The organism is Francisella marina (genome assembly GCF_008369785.1).
Classification (GTDB): Bacteria; Pseudomonadota; Gammaproteobacteria; order Francisellales; family Francisellaceae; genus Francisella; species Francisella salimarina.
Genome location: NZ_CP043552.1, coordinates 1,016,735 through 1,038,830 on the forward strand (window position 1 = coordinate 1,016,735; position 22,096 = coordinate 1,038,830).

Sequence of the window (22,096 nt, forward strand, 5' to 3'; positions counted from 1 at the left end):
ACTGTTAAGTATGCTTTTCAAAAAATTACTATTTTTGTAATTTTTCTTTATTTTACAGCGTCTTTAAGACCTTTACCTGCTTTGAAGCTTGGAACTTTAGAAGCTGCTATCTTGATTGTTTCACCAGTTTTAGGATTTCTACCTTCTCTAGCACTTCTTTCTTTTACTTGAAAAGTTCCAAAGCCTACTAGAGTAACGCTATCACCATTCTTTAAAGCTTTAGTTACAGCAGCAATAGTTGCATCCAGAGTATTACTAGCAACTTCTTTAGTAACATCTGCTTCTTTAGCTATAGCACTTACTAATTCACTCTTATTCATGTCTTAAACTCCTTTATTTATACATAATCGACAAGTGTCATTTAATTTTATAACACTAAAAATGTAGTGTTTCAATACTTTATCATCAAAAAACTCTCTCTAACACCTCTTTTATACTATTTACAGGCGTTATTTCAAGTTTTTCAAGTATTTCTTTATCAACATCTGCTAAGTTTTTAACATTCTGTTTAGGAATCAAAACCTCTTTAATTCCACCTCTTAGCGCAGCTAAAAGTTTCTCTTTTAACCCTCCAATTGCTAAAACATCTCCACGCAAAGTTACTTCACCAGTCATAGCAATATCATTTCTAACTGGTTTATTTGTATATACAGAAACCAGAGCTGTAGTCATAGCGATACCAGCACTTGGACCATCCTTTGGAGTAGCTCCTTCAGGAACGTGTATATGTACATCTTTTTTCTCATAAAAGTCATGTAGTCATAGCGATACCAGCACTTGGACCATCCTTTGGAGTAGCTCCTTCAGGAACGTGTATATGTACAATCATCTGCTAGCTCATAGCCTTTTGAAATCGAGCGCACAACACTAAAAGCAGCATCAATTGATTCTTTCATGACATCGCCAAGGCTACCTGTGTACTTAACCTTACCTTTACCAGGCATCGCCAGAGCTTCTATAGTTAGTAGCTCACCACCTACAGAAGTCCATGCTAAACCTGTGACTTGACCTACTTTAGGCTTGGCATTTTTGATACCATAATCAAACTGATGAACGCCAAGATAGTCTTCAAGATTTTTCTGTGTAACAGATACCTTACCATGCTCAGGATCTTTAAGAAGATTTTTAACAGCCTTACGACATACACCGTCTATCTTTTGTTGTAAATTTCTTACTCCTGCTTCTCTCGTATAATATCTCACCACATCCAAAATAGCCTTAGGAGTAAAATTAATTTCATTCTTAGTCAGCCCATTGTTTTCCAATGATTTTGGTACTAGATATTGCTTAGCAATTGCTTGCTTCTCAATCTCTGTATACCCTGATAAGTGTATAATTTCTAGCCTATCACGTAATGCAGGATCTATATCAAGTGAATTTGCTGTAGCAACAAACATCACCTTAGATAGATCATAATCTATCTCAAGATAATGATCGTTAAATGTACTATTTTGCTCTGGATCAAGAACTTCTAAAAGAGCTGCAGATGGGTCTCCCCTAAAATCAGAAGAAATTTTATCTATTTCATCAAGTAAGAAAAGTGGGTTTTCCGTCTTAGACTTAATTATCTTTTGGATAATTTGCCCGAGCATAGATCCTATATATGTACGACGGTGTCCTCTAATCTCAGACTCATCTCTTACACCACCAAGAGCCATACGAACATATTCACGCCCTGTTGCTCTAGCAATGGATTGGCCAATTGATGTCTTACCAACACCCGGAGGACCTACTAGACATAGAATAGGAGCTTTTGTATTACTGTCTCGTTTGATTTGAACAGCTAAATGCTCCAATATTCTTTCTTTAACTTTCTTAATACCGTAGTGATCTTTCTCTAAAACTTTTTCAGCAAGATTAATATCTTTTTTAACTTTTGCTTTCTTACCCCAAGGTAATGAGAGTATAGTCTCAATATAATTCCTTGATACAGCAGATTCAGAAGATGAAGGAGGCATTGCTTTAAGCTTTTTAAGTTCTTTTAAGCATTTTTCTTTTGCTTCTTTGGACATTTTAGTAGTTTCAATTCTCTTCTTAAGAGCTGTTACTTCTGACTCTTCATCAGCCTCACCAAGCTCTTTATAAATAGCCTTGACTTGCTCATTCAAATAGTACTCACGTTGATTCTTATCTACTTGAGATTTGACTCTATCTTTAATTTTAGCCTCTAGCTCAAGAATTTCTAACTCTTCATATAGGCAAGATAAAAGTAATAACGCTTTATTTTTGATATCTGTAGCTTCTAAAATTTTTTGCTTTTTAGTAATCTCTGTATTTAGAATAGTTGAAATCTCATATATAAACTTATGAGGCTCTTCTGTATTTATAAGCGTAGCTAAAGATTCTTTAGACACTTTTCCACTAATATCAACAAACTTTTTGAGAGAATCACTAATCGACAATAAGATTGCTTTTAGCTCTTTATCAACTTGACTAGGATCATAACTATCATCAATATGAAGGCTATCTAAGTTAGCAAATATACACCCATCAACACTATCATATTTAGCAACTAATCTTTTAGCTACACCTTCTACTATGATCTTTAAGCTACCATCAGGAAGCTTCATAATTTGAACAATTTTAGCTAACGTACCAATATCGTATATATTATCAACAACATCACCAGAACTTGAACCGTTCTTTTGAGTTGCTAATAAGATATAGTTATTATAACTGTTAGATGCCTGCTTGACTGCTTCAATTGACTTTTTACGACCCACATTTAAAGGTAAAGTCATTGATGGGTATATAACCACATCTCTTAAGGGAATAACAGGAACGACATTTAGGACTTCTGACATAAACTTACATTCTCCTGTAATTTTTTTAGATTATCTCTTTTAATTGTTTTTGCTGCTGTGATTTCATTACAAGAGTTGGCTCTTCTTGCTCTAATATTACTTTATCGTTGATAATAACTTTCTCAACATCTTCAGATGAAGGGACATGAAACATCACATCAAGAAGTATATTTTCAAGAATAGTTCTCAATCCTCTCGCACCTGTTTTTTTAGCTATTGCTTTTTTAGCTATTTCAACAAGAGCTTCATCACTAAACTCAATCATTACATCATCAAATTCAAACAGCTTAACATATTGTTTAATTAAAGCATTTTTTGGTTCCGTAAGAATTTTGACCAAATCCTCTTCTTTTAACTCATTTAGCACAGTAACAATTGGTAAACGTCCAATAAGTTCAGGAATAAGTCCAAATCTAGTCAAATCTTCACTTTCGACTTTCTGCATCAATTTTTCAGTATCTAAGCTATTTTTTTGTTGTACCACATCCGCATTGAAACCAATACTAACTTTATCCATTCTATGCTTAACAACTTTCTCAATACCAGCAAACGCTCCCCCACATATAAATAATATATCTGAAGTATCAACTTGTATCATCTCTTGATTAGGATGCTTTCGACCACCTTTAGGAGGTACAGATGATACAGTACCCTCTATAAGCTTCAAAAGTGCTTGCTGAACACCTTCTCCAGATACATCACGTGTTATAGAAGCACTTTCTGACTTACGTGCAATCTTATCTATTTCATCGATATAGATAATACCTTTTTGAGCTTTAGCAACATCAAAATCAGCATTTTGTAGCAATCGAACAATGATATTCTCAACATCATCTCCAACATAGCCAGCCTCTGTAAGAGTTGTTGCATCTGCTATGGCAAAAGGAACATTTAGAAGCTTTGCTAATGTTTGGGCAAATAATGTTTTACCAGAGCCAGTAGGTCCTAGTAATAGAACATTACTTTTTTTAAGCTCAATATCATCATCTTTTGCAGTTTCGGAAGTGATTCTTTTGTAGTGATTGTATACAGCCACAGATAATACTTTTTTAGCATTGTCTTGACCAATAATATAATCATCAAGATATTTTTTGATTTCGATTGGCTTTGGCAACTTCTCAAACGATACATCCTCTAGAGAAGCTCCTTCTGTGCTATGAATTTTATCTGCACATTTAGCAATACATTCATTACAGATATTACCATCACGACCTGCGATGATATGTTTAACTTCTTGTTGTGACTTACCACAAAAAGAACAGTATAGAATTTTAGCCATATTATTGAATTAGAATTCCTTTAATTATTTAATAATTGCTTCACGAGACTCTATTACATGATCGATTAGACCATACTCTTTAGCTTCTTCTGCCATCATGAAATTATCTCTATCAGTATCTCTAACAATAGTCTCTAAATCTTGACTTGTATGATACGCTAAAACTTTATTTAACCTATCTTTGATACGTAGAATATTTTTTGCATGAATTTCTATATCAGAAGCTTGTCCTCTAAAGCCACCTAGTGGTTGATGAATCATAATCTGTGAGCTAGGCAAACTATATCTTTTACCTTTAGCTCCACCAGCTAACAATAGCGATCCCATACTAGCAGCCAGACCAATACATATAGTATTAACGTCCGGCTTGATAAATTGCATAGTATCATAGACACCCATACCAGCTGTAACCATACCACCTGGGGAATTGATATAAAAATATATATCTTTGTCAGGATCTTCTGACTCCAAAAACAACAACTGAGCGATTACAAGGTTTGCTGATTGATCATTTACCTCACCATTTAAAAAAACTATACGCTCTTTTAGTAACCTTGAATAAATATCAAAAGCTCTCTCACCACCAGCTGTTTTCTCAACGACAGTAGGAACTAAGTTATTAGTTATCATTTATATCCTCTCTTAATAAGCTAGCTTAGAAACCACCTTGCTGAGCTTGCATGTTTTCTTTAATAACTTCAAAGAAATCTTCTTGCTTTTCAGTTACTTGAGCTTGAGATAGTACCCAATCAGTCAGCTTGTTTTCTATAACTAAAGCTTTTAAGTTAGAGATTTCTTTTTCGTTCTTTTTGATTTGCTCTTTAGTTTTTTCTGGCTCTTCATAAGCTTGAACTAATTCATCTAATAAGCTCTCAACTTCAGCATCTTCTGCCTTGAACTCTTGAGATTTCATTACACTATCAAGAACTAAACTAGTATCAACTTTTTGCTTAGCGTTAGCTTCAAATAAGTTATCAGGCAATTGGTTAACATCAAAGTTTTGGCCACCACCCATTTGTTGAACTAAATTTTGCTTAGCAGCTTCTATTTCTCTTTTAATTAAAGCTTTTGGAGTTTCAAATTCAGCGATTTCTCTTAATCCTTTGAATACTTGATCTTTGATCTTTCTTTGTAGGATAAACTTAAGTTCACGTTGCATATTTTCTTTGATTTCGTCTTCAAAAGTATCTACCCCACCTTTCACACCAAACTTCTTAACGAACTCTTCGTCAACTTCTGGTAACTGAGCTTCTTGAATCTTCTTAACAGTGATATCAAAAGTAGCTTCTTGACCAGCTAAGTCTTTGTTTTGGTACTCTTCTGGGAAAGTAACTGTGATAGTTTTTTGCTCATCTTTATTCATACCGATGATACCATCTTCAAAACCTGGGATCATTTGACCAGAACCAATCACTAATTCTTGATCATTTGCAGAACCACCTTCGAAAACTTCACCATCTTTCTTACCTACGAAATCGATAACAACTTTGTCATCTTTTTGCACAGCTCTCTCTACTTCTGAGAATGTAGCCATTTGCTTTCTAAGGTTTTCGATCATTTGCTTAACTTCTTTGTCAGTTAGCTCAACAACTGGCTTTTGAATTTCGATTTTCTCAAAACCTGAAACTTCAAATTCTGGGAATAGCTCAAGGTTAGCTACAAACTTAAGAGGCTCGCCTTTTTTGTTTTCTTTAAGGTCTACCTCGATACCAGCTACTGCCAACTTCTCATCTTGTATAGCCTTAGTATACTTCTGAGGAATGATATCAGAGATCACTTCCATACGGATTTGCTCACCATACTTTTTCTCAACCATACCAGCAGGTACTTTGCCAGGTCTGAAACCATCCATCTTGATAGTTTTTGCAGTTTTGTTAATCTCTTTAGTAACTACGCTATCAATCTCATTCGCTGGTACTTCTATCAATAGTGAACAATGGATACCTTCTTTCTTCTCTACAGTAACTTGCATTATTAAGTTTTCCTTTTATTTATTTAACAATTGTCTAGTAGCAAATTTTAACTATCATCTATTAGATTGTCTATATGTTTATTATTAAATATATGACAAGCCAAAACATTTGCTGTAAAATCTAGCTATTTCTACAAATCTTAAGCGACTTATGGTAACTGTAATTATAAGTATTTGTTTATTAATATCACCTTTTATAATAGCTTTCTTACACTCTAGCATTATATACGGTAAACATCACGCAAATATCTACGCTAACTACTTTATTATTTTCAATATAAGCCTATATGCTTGTATCAACAGTTTTACATATTTAGTAGATGGGGATAGTATCAGTAAATTTCAAGGATGGATTTTTACTCCGGCAGTTTTCCAGATTGGAATCTTTGAGTTAGCCATCTTTTTATTCTCAATTTTGGCACTATTTAAAACTAGAGAATTCAAAGCAGCTTGTTTGATATTTTTTGCTATCTATACATTATTAGATGCTCTTACGCTATTTAATGGTCAGATTTATAGTCAATATGTCGAAGCTGTGTTCTTTATTAATATTACAACTGCTTTAATAGCTTATATTTTGTATAAAATATTAAATAGAAAAATCAAATTTCGTTAAAAACAATACTTCTAAAGAATAATCTCAATTTTGCTTATTAGCTTTAGTATCTGCTTCAGAATACGACATTTAGGAGATTTTTAATCACATATATTCTATATAATATGATTAATGATAAGATTTTTCTATAAGAAAGAAGAATTACAATGAACAAGATTGAGTTTGACAATATCTAGATTTGATAGATTCGATAGCCTCGGCATACATAGCATCCATCTCAGCTCTTGAGCCTACACCACCACCGATTTCATACAGCTTACCATCGCCAATACCATATATAGAAGCATGAATAGTGAAGTTAAGTCCTTTTGCCCAAGCATCTTTCACAACCGTAGTTTTACATAGGTTAAGAGCTTGGTGGAGTGCATTTAGCTCACACATCATATCTACTTTTTTCTTCATGTACTCATCTTCATTATTCTTGTAACAAGCTAATGACTCTTCAATAAACTTTTTATTTTGCTCTTTGACCTCATGGATAGATGTTAGCCAGTTGTCAATCAAGCCATAGCTCTTATCTTTAACAACAGTTTCAACACCACCACAAGCATAGTGACCACATACTATGATTTTCTTGACCTTTAAAACTTCGATAGCAAACTGTAACACTGATAAACAATTTAAATCGGTAAGCGAAACAACATTTGCAACATTACGATGTACAAAAACCTCACCTGGTATCAAGCCACAAACTTGGTTAGCAGGTACACGACTATCTGAACAACCTATCCAAAGATACTCTGGTGATTGACCTTTTGATAGTGTTTCAAAGAACTCAGGGTTTGTTTTTTTGATTTGTTCAGCCCAAGCTCTGTTACCTTTTATTAATTCAGAAATATTACTCATCGTTTGGTCCCCTTATTTATAAGTGAATTTTTTTTCATGTATCAATATACTATATTAGTACTATAAAATAAACAAATTTTTATAATTGCTATGACAATGTTACTTCGCCATGCAAAGAAGTTTCAAAAGCTCTCTTGATCTCTTTTAGAGAAATATTTGCTTGACCTAATAAATAAAAAAGCTTAGCAAATGCTGCTTCATCAGTCATATCACGACCTGAGATCACACCAACATCAATCAGTCCTCTTGCGACTTTGTATGTAGCCATTTTGACACTACCATACAAGCACTGCGTACAGTTCACTATCACAATTCCCTTATCACTAGCCTTTTTAAGAGTCGTATAAATTTCTGGATCATTCATCATATTACCAGAACCATAAGTCTTGAGAATTAATCCCTGTAATGGTTGCTCAACAATAGCTGATAGCATATCACTATTCATACCAGGATAAATCTGTAATATCGCAATCTTAGGGATTGTAAACGTATCTAAACTTGGTATATTAAGTGACTTTTGTCTTTGCCACAATCTTTTCTGCTTGACTACGATATCTATGCCAACTTTTGCTAGAGTTGGATAATTCGGAGATCCAAAAGCATCAAAATCTGTCGCTGATATTTTCGTAGTTCTATTACCACGCATTAGCTTTTGATTAAAATAGACACAAACTTCTTTGATATTATCATTGCATGCAAAAATCAAACTATTAAGGATATTTGCTATAGCATCTGACCTGATTTTGGAGATTGGTATTTGTGATCCTGTAACAATAACTGGTTTATCAATTTCACCCAATATAAAAGATAATACCGATGCCGTATAAGCAAGAGTATCTGTACCATGCAAAATCACAAAACCATCATAATTAGCATAGTTATCCAATATATCTTGTGCTAGCGAAATCCATCTTTTAGGGTCAATATTTGATGAGTCAATAAGATCACTATACTCTTTGATCTCGAACTCTGGCATATCATAATGATAAAAATCTCTAATTCCAGCGATTGTTTTTGTCAGATAGCCTGCTTCAACATCATAGCCTTGCTCAGTACTAATCATCCCGATAGTACCACCAGTATATAAAACTAGAATTTTTTTATTAGAATAATTATCCATACTTATTTTCCTATCAATTCAAAGATTGCTTTATTTGCCAACTCATCAGCTTTTTCATTACCTTGATTACCACTATGACCCTTTACCCAGCTCCAAGTTACATTGTGTTTAGTTGTCAAACTATCTAGCTCTTGCCAGAGATCTTTATTTTTGACTTCTTTTTTGGCTGCTGTCTTCCAACCATTAGCCTTCCAATTTGCTAACCATTGGTTAATACCATTTTGAAGATACTTAGAGTCTGTATAGATTGTTATATCGCATTTTCTTTTTAGTGCTTGTAGAGTTTTGATTGCTGCCATGAGCTCCATTCTATTATTTGTTGTATCTTTTTCGGCACCATAAATCTCTTTATCAACACCATTATAACTCAAGATAGCTCCCCAACCACCTATACCTGGATTACCTTTACATGCTCCATCTGTATAAGCAATTACATTATTTTTCTTTGTGAAAATTCCCATATACTTCCTTAGCACAACCACCACTGTATATTTTAGCTACTTCAGACTTTGTAGGTTCTTTGATTAGCTCTCCGACACTAAGTGGATCAACAGAGAAGTAATTATCCTTCTTAAAAACCACTACAAAATATTTACTAAAAATTCTTTTGAACATATTTACTATGAAGTTACCAGTATAGTTTATTAACCTAACTCGCTTACTAATAAAACCATTTGAGATAAATCTTGATAATAAACTGTATAGGCTAATATTGCCCGAACAAGCGACAATAACTTCACCATCATCTGCTAGACAAAAATGAAGCTGATTGAATATTGCTTTCATTAAAGCAGGACAATTTATAAAACTCTCATCTAATATGATAAGATCAAAAAACTTATGCTCAAAGGGCCAAGCCTCTACATCAAATACACACCCTAGCGGAGGCTCATTTTTTAGATAGCCCGAACAAGCCACCAGCTTTAGAACATTTATCTTATAAAAATAGCTCTGCTCTTTAGGCGTGATAATAAGAGCCTTCTTATACCATCTTTGACTTAGATATCTGGTAATAATACGCTCTTTATTTGTCATCACGAACCTACTAAGTTTCTCATTCTATCAAAATAGTCAGGGCATGTTTTACTAACCGCCTCTGCATTATTTATCACAACACCATCATATTTCAATCCTAATAATGCTAACGACATAGCGATACGATGATCATTATGACTATCAACTTCAGCTGGCTTAAATTTGCTTCTTGTTGGTGATATTAAAATACTATCTTGAGTTGTCTCGACATAGATACCAAGTTTTGTAAGTCCTTCTGCCATAGCATCAACACGATCTGACTCCTGTCCTCTTGTATGACTAAGTCCTGAAATATGAGTATCAGAATTTGCAAAGCACGCAATAGCAGCAAGTGTCATAAAGGTATCAGAAAAATTACGCATATTTACTTCTATACCACTCAAACTATCTGTACCTACAACTTCTATACCATCATCAAAGTAATTAACTTGGCAACCTATTCTCTCTAGTACTTCTAAAAATTTAATATCGCCTTGTTTAGATTTTTGCGTTACATTCATGACCTTAATAGCTGAACCTGTAATAGCAGCAAATGCCCAAAAATATGATGCAGTCGAAACATCAGGCTCAACAACATATTTATCCGGGGAAACATAGTTAGAGTTATTTACACTATAAACACTTCCATTAATATCTACATTTATACCAAACTCCGCCATTACTTTAGCAGTCATCTCTAAATATGGTTGCTTATGATCTGTGATAGAGTCTAGTTGCAGGCCCTTTGTCATATATGGAGCTGCCATAAGCAGACCTGATGCAAACTGAGAACTCTTAGCACCATCTACTTCGATATTATCTCCATCTAAAGACTTCGCTTTGATAGTAAGAGGCATAGCATGCTCTTTTTGATGATAGAGTGCTGATATACCTAGCTTTTCAAGAGGTATTAATTGATCAGCTAAAGGTCTATCCATCATTCTTTGCTTTGCATATACATAGTATTGGCCAGTAGCTTGCACTGCTAACATAGGGATTATAAATCTTGTCAAAGTACCTGACTCATTACAAAATATTTTTGCATTTGAGTTGACAAATTTTCCACTACATCCTTGGATCACCAAAGTTTTAGATTCTTGGTTATGTTCTAGTTGACAGCCTAACTCTTTTAACGCTCCAACACATGCCAGTACATCAGCACTATTAGGTAGATTTACAAACGTTGTTTGACCTTGTGCCATAGCTGCAATTATCAAAGATCTATTCGATATACTCTTTGAACCATCTAAATAAACTGAGGATTTTATTTTTGATTTTACCTTGGGTATAAAATCTTTCATCTAATAAGTAAATAAAACTATATTGCTGGTAATATTAACATAAGTAACACTATTTTTTTGAATAATTAACCATCAATAAAGTTAAAAATTAGGACCTGTTTTTGATAGCTTTTTTAAGCTTAGTAAGTGCCTCTTCCTCAATCTGACGCACTCTTTCTGCCGAAATATTATACTTAGCTGCTAGATCTTGAAGAGTCGCTTTTGTATCAAGTAGATAACGCGACATAATAATATCTTTAGTACGCGTATCAAAACCACTTAATACATCTTTAACAATCATCTTAAAGTTATCATAATAATCTTGTTGCACTATTTGATGTTCTACATTTGATGATTTATCCTCTAAATATAGACTCTGTTGATTAGATTGCCCGCCTTCGTCATCAGTATATGGTAAATCAAGACTTGCATCACCTTGACACATTCTCTTTTCCATTTCTATAACTGTTTCTTCTTTGACACCTAATTCTTCTGCTAACTGCTTAATATCTTCTGAACTTAACCAGCCAATCTTATCTTTACTACTTCTAAGATTAAAAAATAGTTTACGCTGAGCTTTTGTAGTAGCAACTTTAACAATCTTCCAGTTTTTAAGAACATAGTCATGCATTTCTGCTTTAATCCAATGCACTGCAAATGATACTAATCTGACACCTTGATCAGGATCAAACTTACTTACAGCTTTCATTAGACCAATGTTACCCTCTTGGATAAGGTCTGCTATCGAAAGGCCATAACCTGAAAAATTACGCGCGATTTTAGTAACAAAACGCAAGTGTGACAAGACAAGCTGCTGAGCAGCATCTAAGTCTTTTTGATATTTATAGCGTTTGGCGAGCTCTTGCTCTTCCTCAAGAGACAGTATTGGTAATTTATTAACAAAATTTAGATAAGAGCTAAGGTTATTATCAGATACAACTGGTAATGATTTGCCTTTTGTAGCTGGTAATAATTTTTTTTTCGTCATATTGCTCCTATAGCAGACTATAAGTTACTATCTACGGTAGTAAGCTTGCTTCAGCTGATTAATTTGCATTTGCTGTTGCTCTATAATTCTGACGAACTCTTGTTGTTGCTGCGTCATCATTGCATACAACTGAGCAATTTTTTGATCTTGAATTACCATATACTCTTCCAATCTTTTCACTGCATTTTTCTTGTGCATGATTTTAGCTGCTTTTTGTTTAGCTTGCTTTAATTGTTCTAAACTAACCCAACCAGTATCACCATTTTCTTTATTAACAACTTCGCACCAGCTATTTTGCTTACAGTAGAAAATATTATATTTATCTTGGTTTTTTAGGTCAATTTGTCCAGTTACGTCAGAAGAAGTATCATCTTTTGTATAGATATCTACAAGTTTACTTGACTGCTGTGAAACTTCACTAACTTTAGGAGTTTGTGCAGGCTCACTCTTTGACATTGCAAAGCCTGAAGTGAACCCTAAAGATATAGCTAATGAAGCCAATATTATTTTTCTCATTTATTAATCCTTTTTAAATTTATCCCTTAGAATTATACACCATTTACCTATATAACTAACATTAATAAATATTAAAGTATTGGCATATCTTCTTTTGATACTTGCTTAGGAAGCAGCGATTCTCTATTTAAGCCCAGTGCTACAGCCACAACACCTGCAACATATATAGATGAGTATGTTCCAACTACAATACCCAAAATTAAAGCCAATGAGAAGTTATGCACAGAGCTACCACCGAATAGATAAAGCACAACTACAACTAGCATCGTTAACCCTGATGTTAAAATTGTTCTAGATAATGTATCATTAATACTTTTATTAACTACTTCAACTACATTAGCGTTACGCATTTTTCTAAAGTTCTCACGCACTCTATCGTAGATTACAACTGTATCATTTAGTGAGTAACCTATCACTGCTAATATAGCTGCTAATACAGTCAAATCAAACTCAAGTTGAAATGCTGCAAATATACCTAAAATTACTATAGGGTCATGGAGTAAGGCAACACATGCACTAATACCAAATTTCATCTCAAATCTAGCGCTTATATAGATCAAAATACATACTAAAGCTATTATAATTGCTAATACACCATTACTAGCAAGCTCTTTACCTACTTGTGGACCTATATAATTCACACTCAAAACTTTAGCATCAAGAGAGCTCTCAACCTGTTGTTTAAGATACTGCTGGGCACTATCTAGACTATTAGTTTTTGAATTAACTTCATCTGGTGTAAATTTAATAAGATAGTTATTATTTTCGCCAAAAGTTGTAACTGTAGTATGTTCAAAACCAACTTTAGCCAATTTTTCAGAGATTATTGCTGAGTTTTGTAAACTAGTCGCTTGAATCTGTACCTGATAGCCACCTGTAAAATCTAGCCCTAGATTAAGACCTTTTGTAAATATAAAAAATAATGAAACAACAATCATTAAAACAGAGAAAGCTGTCGTATATTTTTTTATTCCTAAGAAGTCTATATTTGTTTTTTGTTTGAAAAATTCCATTATAAATCCAACCTAAAATTATATGCCTATAGAAATTTTTTCTAATTTCTTTCTCTTACCATACACAAAATTTGTCATTGCTCGAGAGACAGTTACAGATGTAAACATAGATGTTACAATACCTATCATTAGAGTTATAGCAAAACCTTTGACTGCTCCGCTACCTATGAAGAATAAAATAACAGCAACAATCAAAGTTGTAATATTTGAATCTACAATAGTTGTAAATGCTTTCTCATAACCAATATGAATCGCGCTTTGACGTGGCATACCTGCTCTAATTTCTTCTCTGATTCTCTCAAATATAAGCACGTTACCATCTATCGACATACCCAAGTTCAGTACAATACCTGCTATACCAGGTAATGTAAGTGTAGCACCCGGTATGATTGACATCACAGCAACAATTAACACCAAATTCATTACAAGAGCTATATTAGCTATAACACCAAAGACTCTATAGTAAACTAAGATAAAGACTATAACTGCAATCAGAGCTACCACAATAGATAACATACCTTTTTCGATATTATCTTTACCGAGACTTGGACCAATTTGTGTTTCCTGTACGATATGCACTGGCACTTGTAGCGCACCTGATTTAATCATCAACGCAAGATTATTTGCTTCTTTTTGATTTAATCCTGTAATTTGGAACTGAGATCCTAGTGCTGACTGAATTGTAGCAACGTTGATTAGCTTTTCAGTTTTATTTACTACATTTTTCTCTTTACCATCTTTATCTTTGACTTTTTCATAAGTTGTATTAACAAGCATCACACCCATTGGATTACCAATATTTTTGCCTGTTATTTGCCTAAAGTGGCTTGCAGCACTTCTATCTAACTCAACCATAACAATAGGAGTACCTGTCTGATGATCGATAGAAGGACTTGCGCCGATAATATCAGCACCACCAGCTACAGGCGCGCCTCTTAAACTATAATAGCTTTGATAACCTCTGCCATTATCTAAAGAATAAACCTTATAACCCTGTTCTTCTGCAGCTAACCTATCTGTAACAGGACTAACTAAATAAAAACTAGCTGTGGATGTACCACCTAGAATTTGCTTAGCCTGAGTCGCATCTTGCATACCTGGTATTTCAATCACCACACGATTATCACCAGCCTGAGCTACAGATGCTTCAGCAACTCCCAAAGCATTAATACGATTACGCATAACCGTCACAACTTGTGATATAGCATCCTGTCTAAGCTGTAAAATTTTTGCACTGTTATAAGATATAAATACCGTATTATCTTTTACACTATAAACTATATTAGGGTCTTGGGTCTTTCTAAATTCAGTATTCAAATATTGTTTTAGCTGATCAACACCTACTGAGTTTTCTAGAGTAACAGAAACAAAACCGTTATCTATATAATCTTGCGGAGCTTTTACTATTGATTTCTCTTCGGCTTTTTTAGAGCTGACAATATTTATATTATTATCTTTCGCTGCACTAAGAATTGTACTTAAAGAATTATCTAACTGAGCATTAATCGCAGTATTTGTATCAGCTTCTAACATCAGATACATACCACCACGTAAATCTAATCCTAAGTTCATAGGGTTAGCACCTAGCGCAGATAACCAACCTGGAGAGTTTGAAAGCATATTCATAGCTATAATATACTCATCTCCCAGACTTTCTTTGAGAGCCTTTTTAGCTTTTAGCTGCTCTTCGACATCTTTGAAGATAATAGCAACATTACTCTTATCATCTGAGATGTTAACTCTTTGGTAAACAATTTTGTCAGTACTGAGAGTATCTTCAATATTTTTGACAAGCTGTGTACTTACATCACCATCTTTCTGAGAAATCTGTAAAGCTGGGCTTTTACCAAACACATTCGGTAAAGCATAAAAAAGTGCCAATGCTAATACAACAACTATCAAAAGATTCTTCCATAAAGGAAATTGATTTATAGGTAGGCTTCTGTTATTACTCATTGAAAATTCCTTTACATAAAAAGAAAAAAATTAAAAGACTTTATAGAAATTTAGCTTATTAAGCTTTTGTAGCACCTTTAGGTAAAATATTAGCTACTGCGTTTCTCTGAACTTTAACAACAACATTTTCAGCAATTTCCAATTCTACAAAAGACTCATCAATCTTAGCAATTTTCCCTATCATACCACCATTTGTGACAACTTCATCACCCTTTGAAAGCTCTGACAACATTTTACGTAGTTCTTTATTTTTTTTCTGCTGTGGTCTAATTAATAAGAACCAGAATATTGCAAAAAACACCACAAGCATTAAGATTGAGCTTAATGGGCTACCAGCTGCTTGTTCAGCACCTTCTGCAAATGAAGTTGATGTAAATAATACGATTGCAGATAATGATAATAGTAACTTTCTCATTTTTTCTCCCGAAAATTTTTAATTTTTAAACGTAGGAATTTTACATTAGTAGTAGTACTTAATCAATTAAAGACTAATAATAAGATTAGAATAAGTGTTTTATTAAAAAACTGGATATTCTAATTTGTGGCTTTTATACAATATTATAATTACTAAATTTTTTAAGCGCTGTTGCTAATGAAGCTTTCGCCCAATTAAGTGGAGTAATAGGAGATGGCAAATAATACCTTTGCTCATCAAAAATAATAACATTTATACTCTCAGGTAACAGTTCTGCATTAACTGGCTGACCATCTGCTGTTATATAATCACTAGCTGTCATTTGAGCTAGAGCTCTTTTTAGATGCCAAGCAACTTTATTAAAATACTTATCTTTGTTAAATTCTTGTGAATACTTATCATACAAATTCATCATCGCTAAAGCTAACATACTGTCAAAGAACCATTGCGCTTCAGAATCTTCAAATCTACCCTTAGCTCTTTTTGCAAATTCTTCTACACTTGAGGCATCATCTGTTAAGCTTTCTTTTGCTGTACTATCATCTTCGAACCAAAAATTACCAGATTGATAACTATCGCCTTTGTAACGTATCACTCCATAATCACGCACAAGATCTTCTACTAGAGCTAAAGTTTTTTGATATTCAGCAAATCCTAAATCATCACTAAAGTATGGTGTAAAAATATGCAACATCGCAGCATCACTTTCACGATAACAAATATCATCCGCATCATAAAGTGGTGATTCACCACCTCTAGCTATTTGAGTTTTAACTTTATTTATACCTAAATTACTTAACTGTTGTAAATCTACTGATAACCTAAGGTTTTTATTATCTAAAGTACTTTTCCATTGCTTAGCAGCATTTGCCACCAAAGAGATACTACTTGTATTTACCCTATCAATTTCCTCCCAAGCCCCTGCATCAGCATATTCATAATATTTTATTGATGCTAAGAAACCAAAAAATCGCTCTAAAAATGCTACTAATGATGAATCGTCTACATTGAATATCTGTTTTTGATAAGCATCATTTAAAGCTAACAAAAAAAGTCCATGAGCATCCATCTGCTTATGGTTCCATACTTGTGGTTTACCATTTATCATCACATCATCATAGCAATTACTAGAGCTATCAAAACGGATATGAGGAACAGCCATTTTATCTGCTGCCAACTTTGGATTTGCTATAATATCTCTAAAGCGTTCTTGTTGTGCCGGCGAATCATAATATTCAAAAAGCTTGTTAATTAGAGTTTTAGCATCATTTTCTCTAAATTCACTAAAGTAATAATAGACCCAAATTGCATCACGCACCCATACAGCATCATAGTTTGTAGCATCATCGTTTGTATCTCTTTCCGCTGCTTTAGGAAAACCTGTCTTAGTTAAACCCATATCAAAAGCTTTATGATATTTATTCAGTATGATTTTTGCTTGGGCAGATGTAAGTTTATTTTCAAGGATAGGCTTCAAATCCTCATTCATATAGTTAATACTACCACCCTCTGGTATCTCTATATTTTTGTATACATACTTTGAACTTTGAATAAATTTTTTTATCTGATCAGTATTAGACATAACACCCCCACTATTTCACGACTTTTAAATTGTGTACAATCACTACCAATGTAACCAATACCAAAAGCATAACTGGCCCTACTAACATTGCAGGCTCACGCCCTAATAAGTTACCAAGCATACCAGATAGGGATGTACCTAACGGAATACCAATTGCACCAACAGTTACTAAAAATGATGTTGCTCCACTTGATACATGTGGAAGTTTATCCATTGCATATCCTAAAACAGATGGATATATACATGAATCACTAAGCCCTAGTATAGCCATTAAAATTAGTACTAGCACAAATGATTTTGTATATATGAAAATAAATATTGCAAAAGCAAAAACCAACCCTGACACCACAAGATAACGCTCAATCCTTACTCTAGGTAATAAGAATTTACCAAAAAAGATCCTACCCAAAAGTTGAGAGCCTGTATAAACAGCCACTAGCAGACCTACATCTTTCATATTAAAGCCCAAATCAAAATGTAAATGCGGTTGATTATAGTAGTTCATTATCTGCTCTGTATAAACTATACAAAATAGTGCTATAGCCATCAAAACAATAGGCTTAGACAAAAATATAAATCTAGGCTGTGATGCATTTTCTGCTTTAGTGATTACGCCCTGTTCAATTTTCTCATTAATTTGAAGAGACAATAAAAATAATATAAATATGATAAATAAAACCATAACAACCACAAATACTGCCTGCCAACTAGTATAAAAAAGAATATTCCCAACTATAAAAGCACTAGATAAAAAGCCAAGACTAAAAAATACATTTAAAAGACTAAGTTTACCTTCAGATTCACCTTGTTTCTCTACAGTTCCCATCACAATATAGTTGCATGATACCAACACATAACCAACAGCCATATTGCATATAAAAGTCATTGCTGTATAAACATAAATATCTGGAGCAAATATCGATAAAATTGACCCTATAATCATAAATAATGCAGCAACTATTAAAGTATTTTTGCCTTTAATTTTTTTGATAAGGATGCCTCCAGTCGCCATTGCTAAAATCTGCCCCCATAAACCGAAACCATCAAAAAATATAATAGTATTAGAATCAATATTAAAATGCTGTGAAATCGGTACTGTCAACATGCCATAAATAGCACACTGAAAACCAGTAAACAAAAATGCCACAAACGTAAGAAGTATAGCCTTTTTACGGTCAATATCTTTATCAAACAAACTCTTCTTAGTATCCAGAGATATATCTATAGATGCCATAACAAACCCTATGCCAAATAAAATAACAGTTGCTACTTGATACTATATAGTCAAATGAGAGCAACAGAAAGATATTTATGTAGCTGAATAGCTTTTATTTCGGATAACTTTTGAAAACATCAGTAACGACTACTATCTATAATAATCAACTTTTCGATTTGTTGAGTACTCAGACATTCTAGAACCCCGATGATAAACATTTACTTTCTCAACATTTTGCGTATCAAAGTAAGTCTGAAGGTATAGCAGATCCCTAGTGTCATTAAATGAGTAACAAAAGCAAAATAAAAAAATCAAAATTGCTACTCTAACAAAAACAAATATTAATTTAATCATATCATTCAACTCTAAATTTCGATACAGTGTATTATATCACGATACAAAAACAAGAACGATATTAATCACCAAACCACTCATCTTATGACTAAATAAATGCCAAAATAAAAACCTCTATGCCAAACTAAAGCGTATATTTTATAAAGAACCTAAGAATCTTAGTGCTTCTAGTTTAAACCTTACCGAATGAACCAATGCAAGTTACCAACCAGAAGAAGAATATAAAAAATAAAAAACACCTAGATAAACTTAAAAAGAATTTTCAATTGTTTTTTTTTGAAAGATTGATTATTGAAGTGTAACCCAGTAGCGCTGTAGAAACTAACACATATTAAGGTTTAGAGTGAACTTTATTCAAAGCAGAGTCCCTGATAAATTGATAAAGCAACTATCTGTAATCATCAACTTTCAAATTTGTTGAATATCTAGACATTCTAGAACCTTGATGAAAAGTATTAACTTTCTCAACATTTTGGTGATTATAGTAAGCCTGAAGATACAGCAAATTCTCAGTATCATTGAATGAATAAGAAAAGCTGAATAACGAAATCGAGACTAATATCCCAATAAGAACGGAGGTTATTTTATTCATATTATTTACTCTCTATATGCAATACAGTGTATTATATCATGGTACAGCAAAAAAGGGAGTAAGTTTAATTACCAAAACACTCTCCCTTTAACAAATTATCTACACATATAATTTTAGCAATTTTATTCAGATTTGACAAACTCGCTTCATGCGATTCTTGGCTGCTAGCATTACAAGCATCTGCCACTACTGTAACACTATAATCGCGATCATGTAATTCTCTAACTGTAGACTCTATCACATAACTAGTCGATACTCCACAAATAATAATATCTTGAATACTATTTGCTCTTAAAACAACTTCTAAATTAGTTCCATAAAGTGCACTCACACGATGCTTTGTTATTATAACATCATGCTCTTGGACATCCATATCTGGATGAAAATCTGTTGCCCAGGTATCTAACTTCAAAACACCATATTCCGGAGCTTGTTTAAACATAGGAGAAACTTTTGAACACTCCTTATAATCTTTACTAAAACCAACCTTTACATGAGCAACCATGATATTATTCTCTCTTGCCCATGCAATTAATTGATTTGCCTTTTCCATAGTTTTATCATCTTTAACTCTCTTAGCGTTATGAGCGCCAAAAACGCCTTTCTCATCGACTATCTCATTTATAAAGTCTGCAACAATCACGATTTTATTTTTCATTTCTTTTCCTCTTATTATTTTCTTATTAAAGACAATATGCTCGAAACACACACCATCAAAATTCCTATCATCTCCATACAACCTATAGAGCTATCATAAAACACAACATCTAATAATGCTGCAACTATTACTGAAAAATACATAGCTGGAGCTATTAGTGAAGGATCTTTAGTATACTTAAAGGCTTTTACTCTAAAAATCTGTGAACTAATACCAAATATAATTATAGCTACTGATACCCAAATGACTACAGGCTTCATTGACACCTCATTTAAGCTAGATATAGCAGACATGTTAAACGGTAGCAATAACAATAAAAATATTCCTATAAATGTATATATCCAAAGATTTATAATAAACACATCTTCTTTTTTGCTTGCATTGTATAAAACAACTTGAGATGCTGCATTTAAAACTCCCGCAAAAAGAGCGCAAAGATTATATGTATTAACATTACCTTCTCCAACACCCAGTATAAGATAAATTCCCAAAAAGCTAATAATAATACAAGCAAAATTAAAGTAACTAACACTCTGCTTATAAAACAAAAACCTAATAACCGGGATGAATAAAGGACTAGTATTAAATAGTAAAATGGTAATCAATAATGAGCCATTACTTAAACTTATAAAGAAAAATAACTGTGCAAATAGACTAAACACCACCCTAATAAATATTGAACGCCAAGCGAAAGGAGCAACCCTTGAAAAGGAAGAAATACTTACAACCCACCACATAAGTATGCCTCCACCAACAAATGAAACTAACATGGTTAAGTAGATCCCATCTATTTGTATCAGATACTTGCGTGCAAATGATCCAAAAGCTATAAGAGCTGCAGAAACTGTCATAAACCATAAGCTTATAAAGTTATTTATTCGGTTCATTTTTCTTTACTCCATGAATTTAAGATATAAGAATAATATAACTCTTGCACCAATCTGTAAAACGCTTTATTCTTACATTATAAGTAAGTTTTTCTTACATAATATGATTAAAAAAAATGACCTCCCTCCTTTAAATTCATTACCAGTTTTTATAGCAGTAATGAAAACACAAAGTTATACTAAAGCTGCAGAACAGCTATTTATGACTCACTCTGCTGTGAGCCAATCTATAAAAAAATTAGAAAACTACCTTAATAAAAAACTATTTATCACGGATAAACGAAATCTAGTCATTACTGACTTAGCCAGAGAGTACTACACAATGATAGACCCTCTAATATCAGAAATTCACAATGCAACAGAGGTACTAAAAAAACAACGCACTAAAAAATTATCTATAAACTGTATGACTACACTTTGTGCAAATTGGCTAATACCAAAACTCGATGATTTAATAAATTCACTAGTAAATACAGAAATACAGCTCATTAGTCTAGGCAGAAGAGTAAATTTTGATTATGACGATATAGATATCAGCATAGAGTATGGTATTGACAGTAATTTTAACAATAAAAACAAATTCAAACTAGCAGATGGTGAGTTAATACTAGTTTGTAATAATAAACACTCTGGTAGAAGCCTCTCAGAAATAATATTAGAACAAAAGCTAATCTATGTTGATGATAAAATTCGCATTGATGATTATCAACTCTGGGCACAACACAACAACATCTCAAAAAAGCCTAACAAAAATATAATCTTCAAAAATTCTCTTCAAGCAATTCAAGCTTGCTTTTCAGGTATTGGTTTCTTTGTTACAGATAGACTTCTAATTCAAGAACACATCAAAAATGGATTTCTTTATGTACCACCTCAACAAGACTACATGACAGGAAAATCATATTATCTTTTAGCAAAAGATTCAGAGACAGATAGTTTTAGTATTATCAAAAAATTATTATCTTCATACTTTTAATTATACTTTCAA

21 protein-coding genes and 1 pseudogene are annotated in these 22,096 nt (G+C 33.1%); 2 read left to right on the forward strand and 20 right to left on the reverse strand.

Going from position 1 to position 22,096, the window contains the following annotated elements:
• Positions 1–47: 47 nt before the first annotated feature.
• The 5 genes and pseudogenes from F0R75_RS05070 to tig all read right to left on the reverse strand — a co-directional run bounded on the left by F0R75_RS05070 (position 48) and on the right by tig (position 6,055).
• Positions 48–320 carry an HU family DNA-binding protein gene (locus F0R75_RS05070; protein WP_004287553.1) on the reverse strand — a complete coding sequence of 91 codons (273 nt, stop codon included), beginning with the start codon at positions 318–320 and terminating at the stop codon, positions 48–50.
• A gap of 85 nt (positions 321–405) precedes the next feature.
• Positions 406–2,804 (reverse strand): annotated as a pseudogene (gene lon, locus F0R75_RS05075) (endopeptidase La).
• 25 nt (positions 2,805–2,829) lie between these two features.
• Positions 2,830–4,083 carry an ATP-dependent Clp protease ATP-binding subunit ClpX gene (gene clpX, locus F0R75_RS05080; RefSeq protein WP_149368099.1) on the reverse strand — a complete coding sequence of 418 codons (1,254 nt, stop codon included), beginning with the start codon at positions 4,081–4,083 and terminating at the stop codon, positions 2,830–2,832.
• A gap of 24 nt (positions 4,084–4,107) precedes the next feature.
• The gene (gene clpP, locus F0R75_RS05085) at positions 4,108–4,713 is read right to left on the reverse strand and encodes an ATP-dependent Clp endopeptidase proteolytic subunit ClpP (protein WP_013923343.1); all 606 of its coding nucleotides are present in this window, start codon (positions 4,711–4,713) and stop codon (positions 4,108–4,110) included.
• 25 nt (positions 4,714–4,738) lie between these two features.
• Entirely contained in the window at positions 4,739–6,055 is a 1,317-nt protein-coding gene (gene tig, locus F0R75_RS05090; RefSeq protein ID WP_149368098.1) for a trigger factor, read from the reverse strand.
• 151 nt (positions 6,056–6,206) lie between these two features.
• Here tig and F0R75_RS05095 point away from each other — a divergent pair, with 151 nt between their 5' ends.
• Entirely contained in the window at positions 6,207–6,671 is a 465-nt protein-coding gene (locus F0R75_RS05095; RefSeq protein WP_149368097.1) for a DUF6790 family protein, read from the forward strand.
• Between the two features lie 141 nt (positions 6,672–6,812).
• Here F0R75_RS05095 and F0R75_RS05100 read toward each other — a convergent pair whose 3' ends face one another.
• From F0R75_RS05100 to F0R75_RS05175, 15 genes are all read right to left on the reverse strand, one after another.
• Positions 6,813–7,517 carry a carbonic anhydrase gene (locus F0R75_RS05100; RefSeq protein ID WP_013923346.1) on the reverse strand — a complete coding sequence of 235 codons (705 nt, stop codon included), beginning with the start codon at positions 7,515–7,517 and terminating at the stop codon, positions 6,813–6,815.
• An 88-nt stretch (positions 7,518–7,605) separates the two neighbouring features.
• On the reverse strand, positions 7,606–8,637 hold the full coding sequence (gene ansA / locus F0R75_RS05105; RefSeq protein ID WP_149368096.1) for an asparaginase: 1,032 nt from the start codon (positions 8,635–8,637) through the stop codon (positions 7,606–7,608).
• Between the two features lie 2 nt (positions 8,638–8,639).
• Positions 8,640–9,098: a ribonuclease HI gene (rnhA, locus tag F0R75_RS05110; protein WP_187986001.1), complete on the reverse strand. Its 459-nt coding sequence runs from the start codon at positions 9,096–9,098 to the stop codon at positions 8,640–8,642.
• On the reverse strand, positions 9,073–9,672 hold the full coding sequence (locus F0R75_RS05115; RefSeq protein WP_149368094.1) for a class I SAM-dependent methyltransferase: 600 nt from the start codon (positions 9,670–9,672) through the stop codon (positions 9,073–9,075). The genes rnhA and F0R75_RS05115 overlap by 26 nt, the downstream gene beginning before the upstream one ends.
• A complete protein-coding gene (gene aroA, locus F0R75_RS05120; RefSeq protein ID WP_149368093.1) occupies positions 9,672–10,952 on the reverse strand; it encodes a 3-phosphoshikimate 1-carboxyvinyltransferase in 1,281 nt (426 codons plus the stop codon). Before aroA ends, F0R75_RS05115 begins: the two co-directional genes overlap by 1 nt.
• Before the next feature lie 88 nt (positions 10,953–11,040).
• Positions 11,041–11,919, reverse strand: coding sequence for an RNA polymerase sigma factor RpoH (gene rpoH / locus F0R75_RS05125; RefSeq protein ID WP_146421192.1), 879 nt, complete (start codon positions 11,917–11,919; stop codon positions 11,041–11,043).
• Positions 11,920–11,946: 27 nt separating this feature from the next.
• Complete coding sequence (locus F0R75_RS05130) at positions 11,947–12,435, reverse strand: SH3 domain-containing protein (protein WP_149368092.1); 489 nt, start codon at positions 12,433–12,435, stop codon at positions 11,947–11,949.
• A gap of 71 nt (positions 12,436–12,506) precedes the next feature.
• Positions 12,507–13,448: a protein translocase subunit SecF gene (secF, locus tag F0R75_RS05135; protein WP_149368091.1), complete on the reverse strand. Its 942-nt coding sequence runs from the start codon at positions 13,446–13,448 to the stop codon at positions 12,507–12,509.
• A gap of 18 nt (positions 13,449–13,466) precedes the next feature.
• Entirely contained in the window at positions 13,467–15,404 is a 1,938-nt protein-coding gene (gene secD / locus F0R75_RS05140) for a protein translocase subunit SecD (protein ID WP_149368090.1), read from the reverse strand.
• A gap of 58 nt (positions 15,405–15,462) precedes the next feature.
• On the reverse strand, positions 15,463–15,819 hold the full coding sequence (gene yajC, locus F0R75_RS05145) for a preprotein translocase subunit YajC (protein WP_149368089.1): 357 nt from the start codon (positions 15,817–15,819) through the stop codon (positions 15,463–15,465).
• Between the two features lie 133 nt (positions 15,820–15,952).
• Positions 15,953–17,401: a hypothetical protein gene (locus tag F0R75_RS05150; RefSeq protein WP_149368088.1), complete on the reverse strand. Its 1,449-nt coding sequence runs from the start codon at positions 17,399–17,401 to the stop codon at positions 15,953–15,955.
• 10 nt (positions 17,402–17,411) lie between these two features.
• Positions 17,412–18,635, reverse strand: coding sequence for an MFS transporter (locus tag F0R75_RS05155; RefSeq protein ID WP_146421189.1), 1,224 nt, complete (start codon positions 18,633–18,635; stop codon positions 17,412–17,414).
• Between the two features lie 724 nt (positions 18,636–19,359).
• Positions 19,360–19,563 (reverse strand): hypothetical protein, encoded by a 204-nt coding sequence (locus tag F0R75_RS05165; protein ID WP_083817032.1) that lies wholly within the window; start codon positions 19,561–19,563, stop codon positions 19,360–19,362.
• 64 nt (positions 19,564–19,627) lie between these two features.
• Positions 19,628–20,221, reverse strand: coding sequence for a cysteine hydrolase family protein (locus F0R75_RS05170; RefSeq protein WP_146421188.1), 594 nt, complete (start codon positions 20,219–20,221; stop codon positions 19,628–19,630).
• Positions 20,222–20,235: 14 nt separating this feature from the next.
• Positions 20,236–21,108, reverse strand: a complete 873-nt coding sequence (locus F0R75_RS05175) for a DMT family transporter (protein WP_149368087.1) — start codon at positions 21,106–21,108, stop codon at positions 20,236–20,238.
• A gap of 103 nt (positions 21,109–21,211) precedes the next feature.
• Here F0R75_RS05175 and F0R75_RS05180 point away from each other — a divergent pair, with 103 nt between their 5' ends.
• Positions 21,212–22,084 carry a LysR family transcriptional regulator gene (locus F0R75_RS05180; protein WP_149368086.1) on the forward strand — a complete coding sequence of 291 codons (873 nt, stop codon included), beginning with the start codon at positions 21,212–21,214 and terminating at the stop codon, positions 22,082–22,084.
• Positions 22,085–22,096 lie beyond the last annotated feature (12 nt).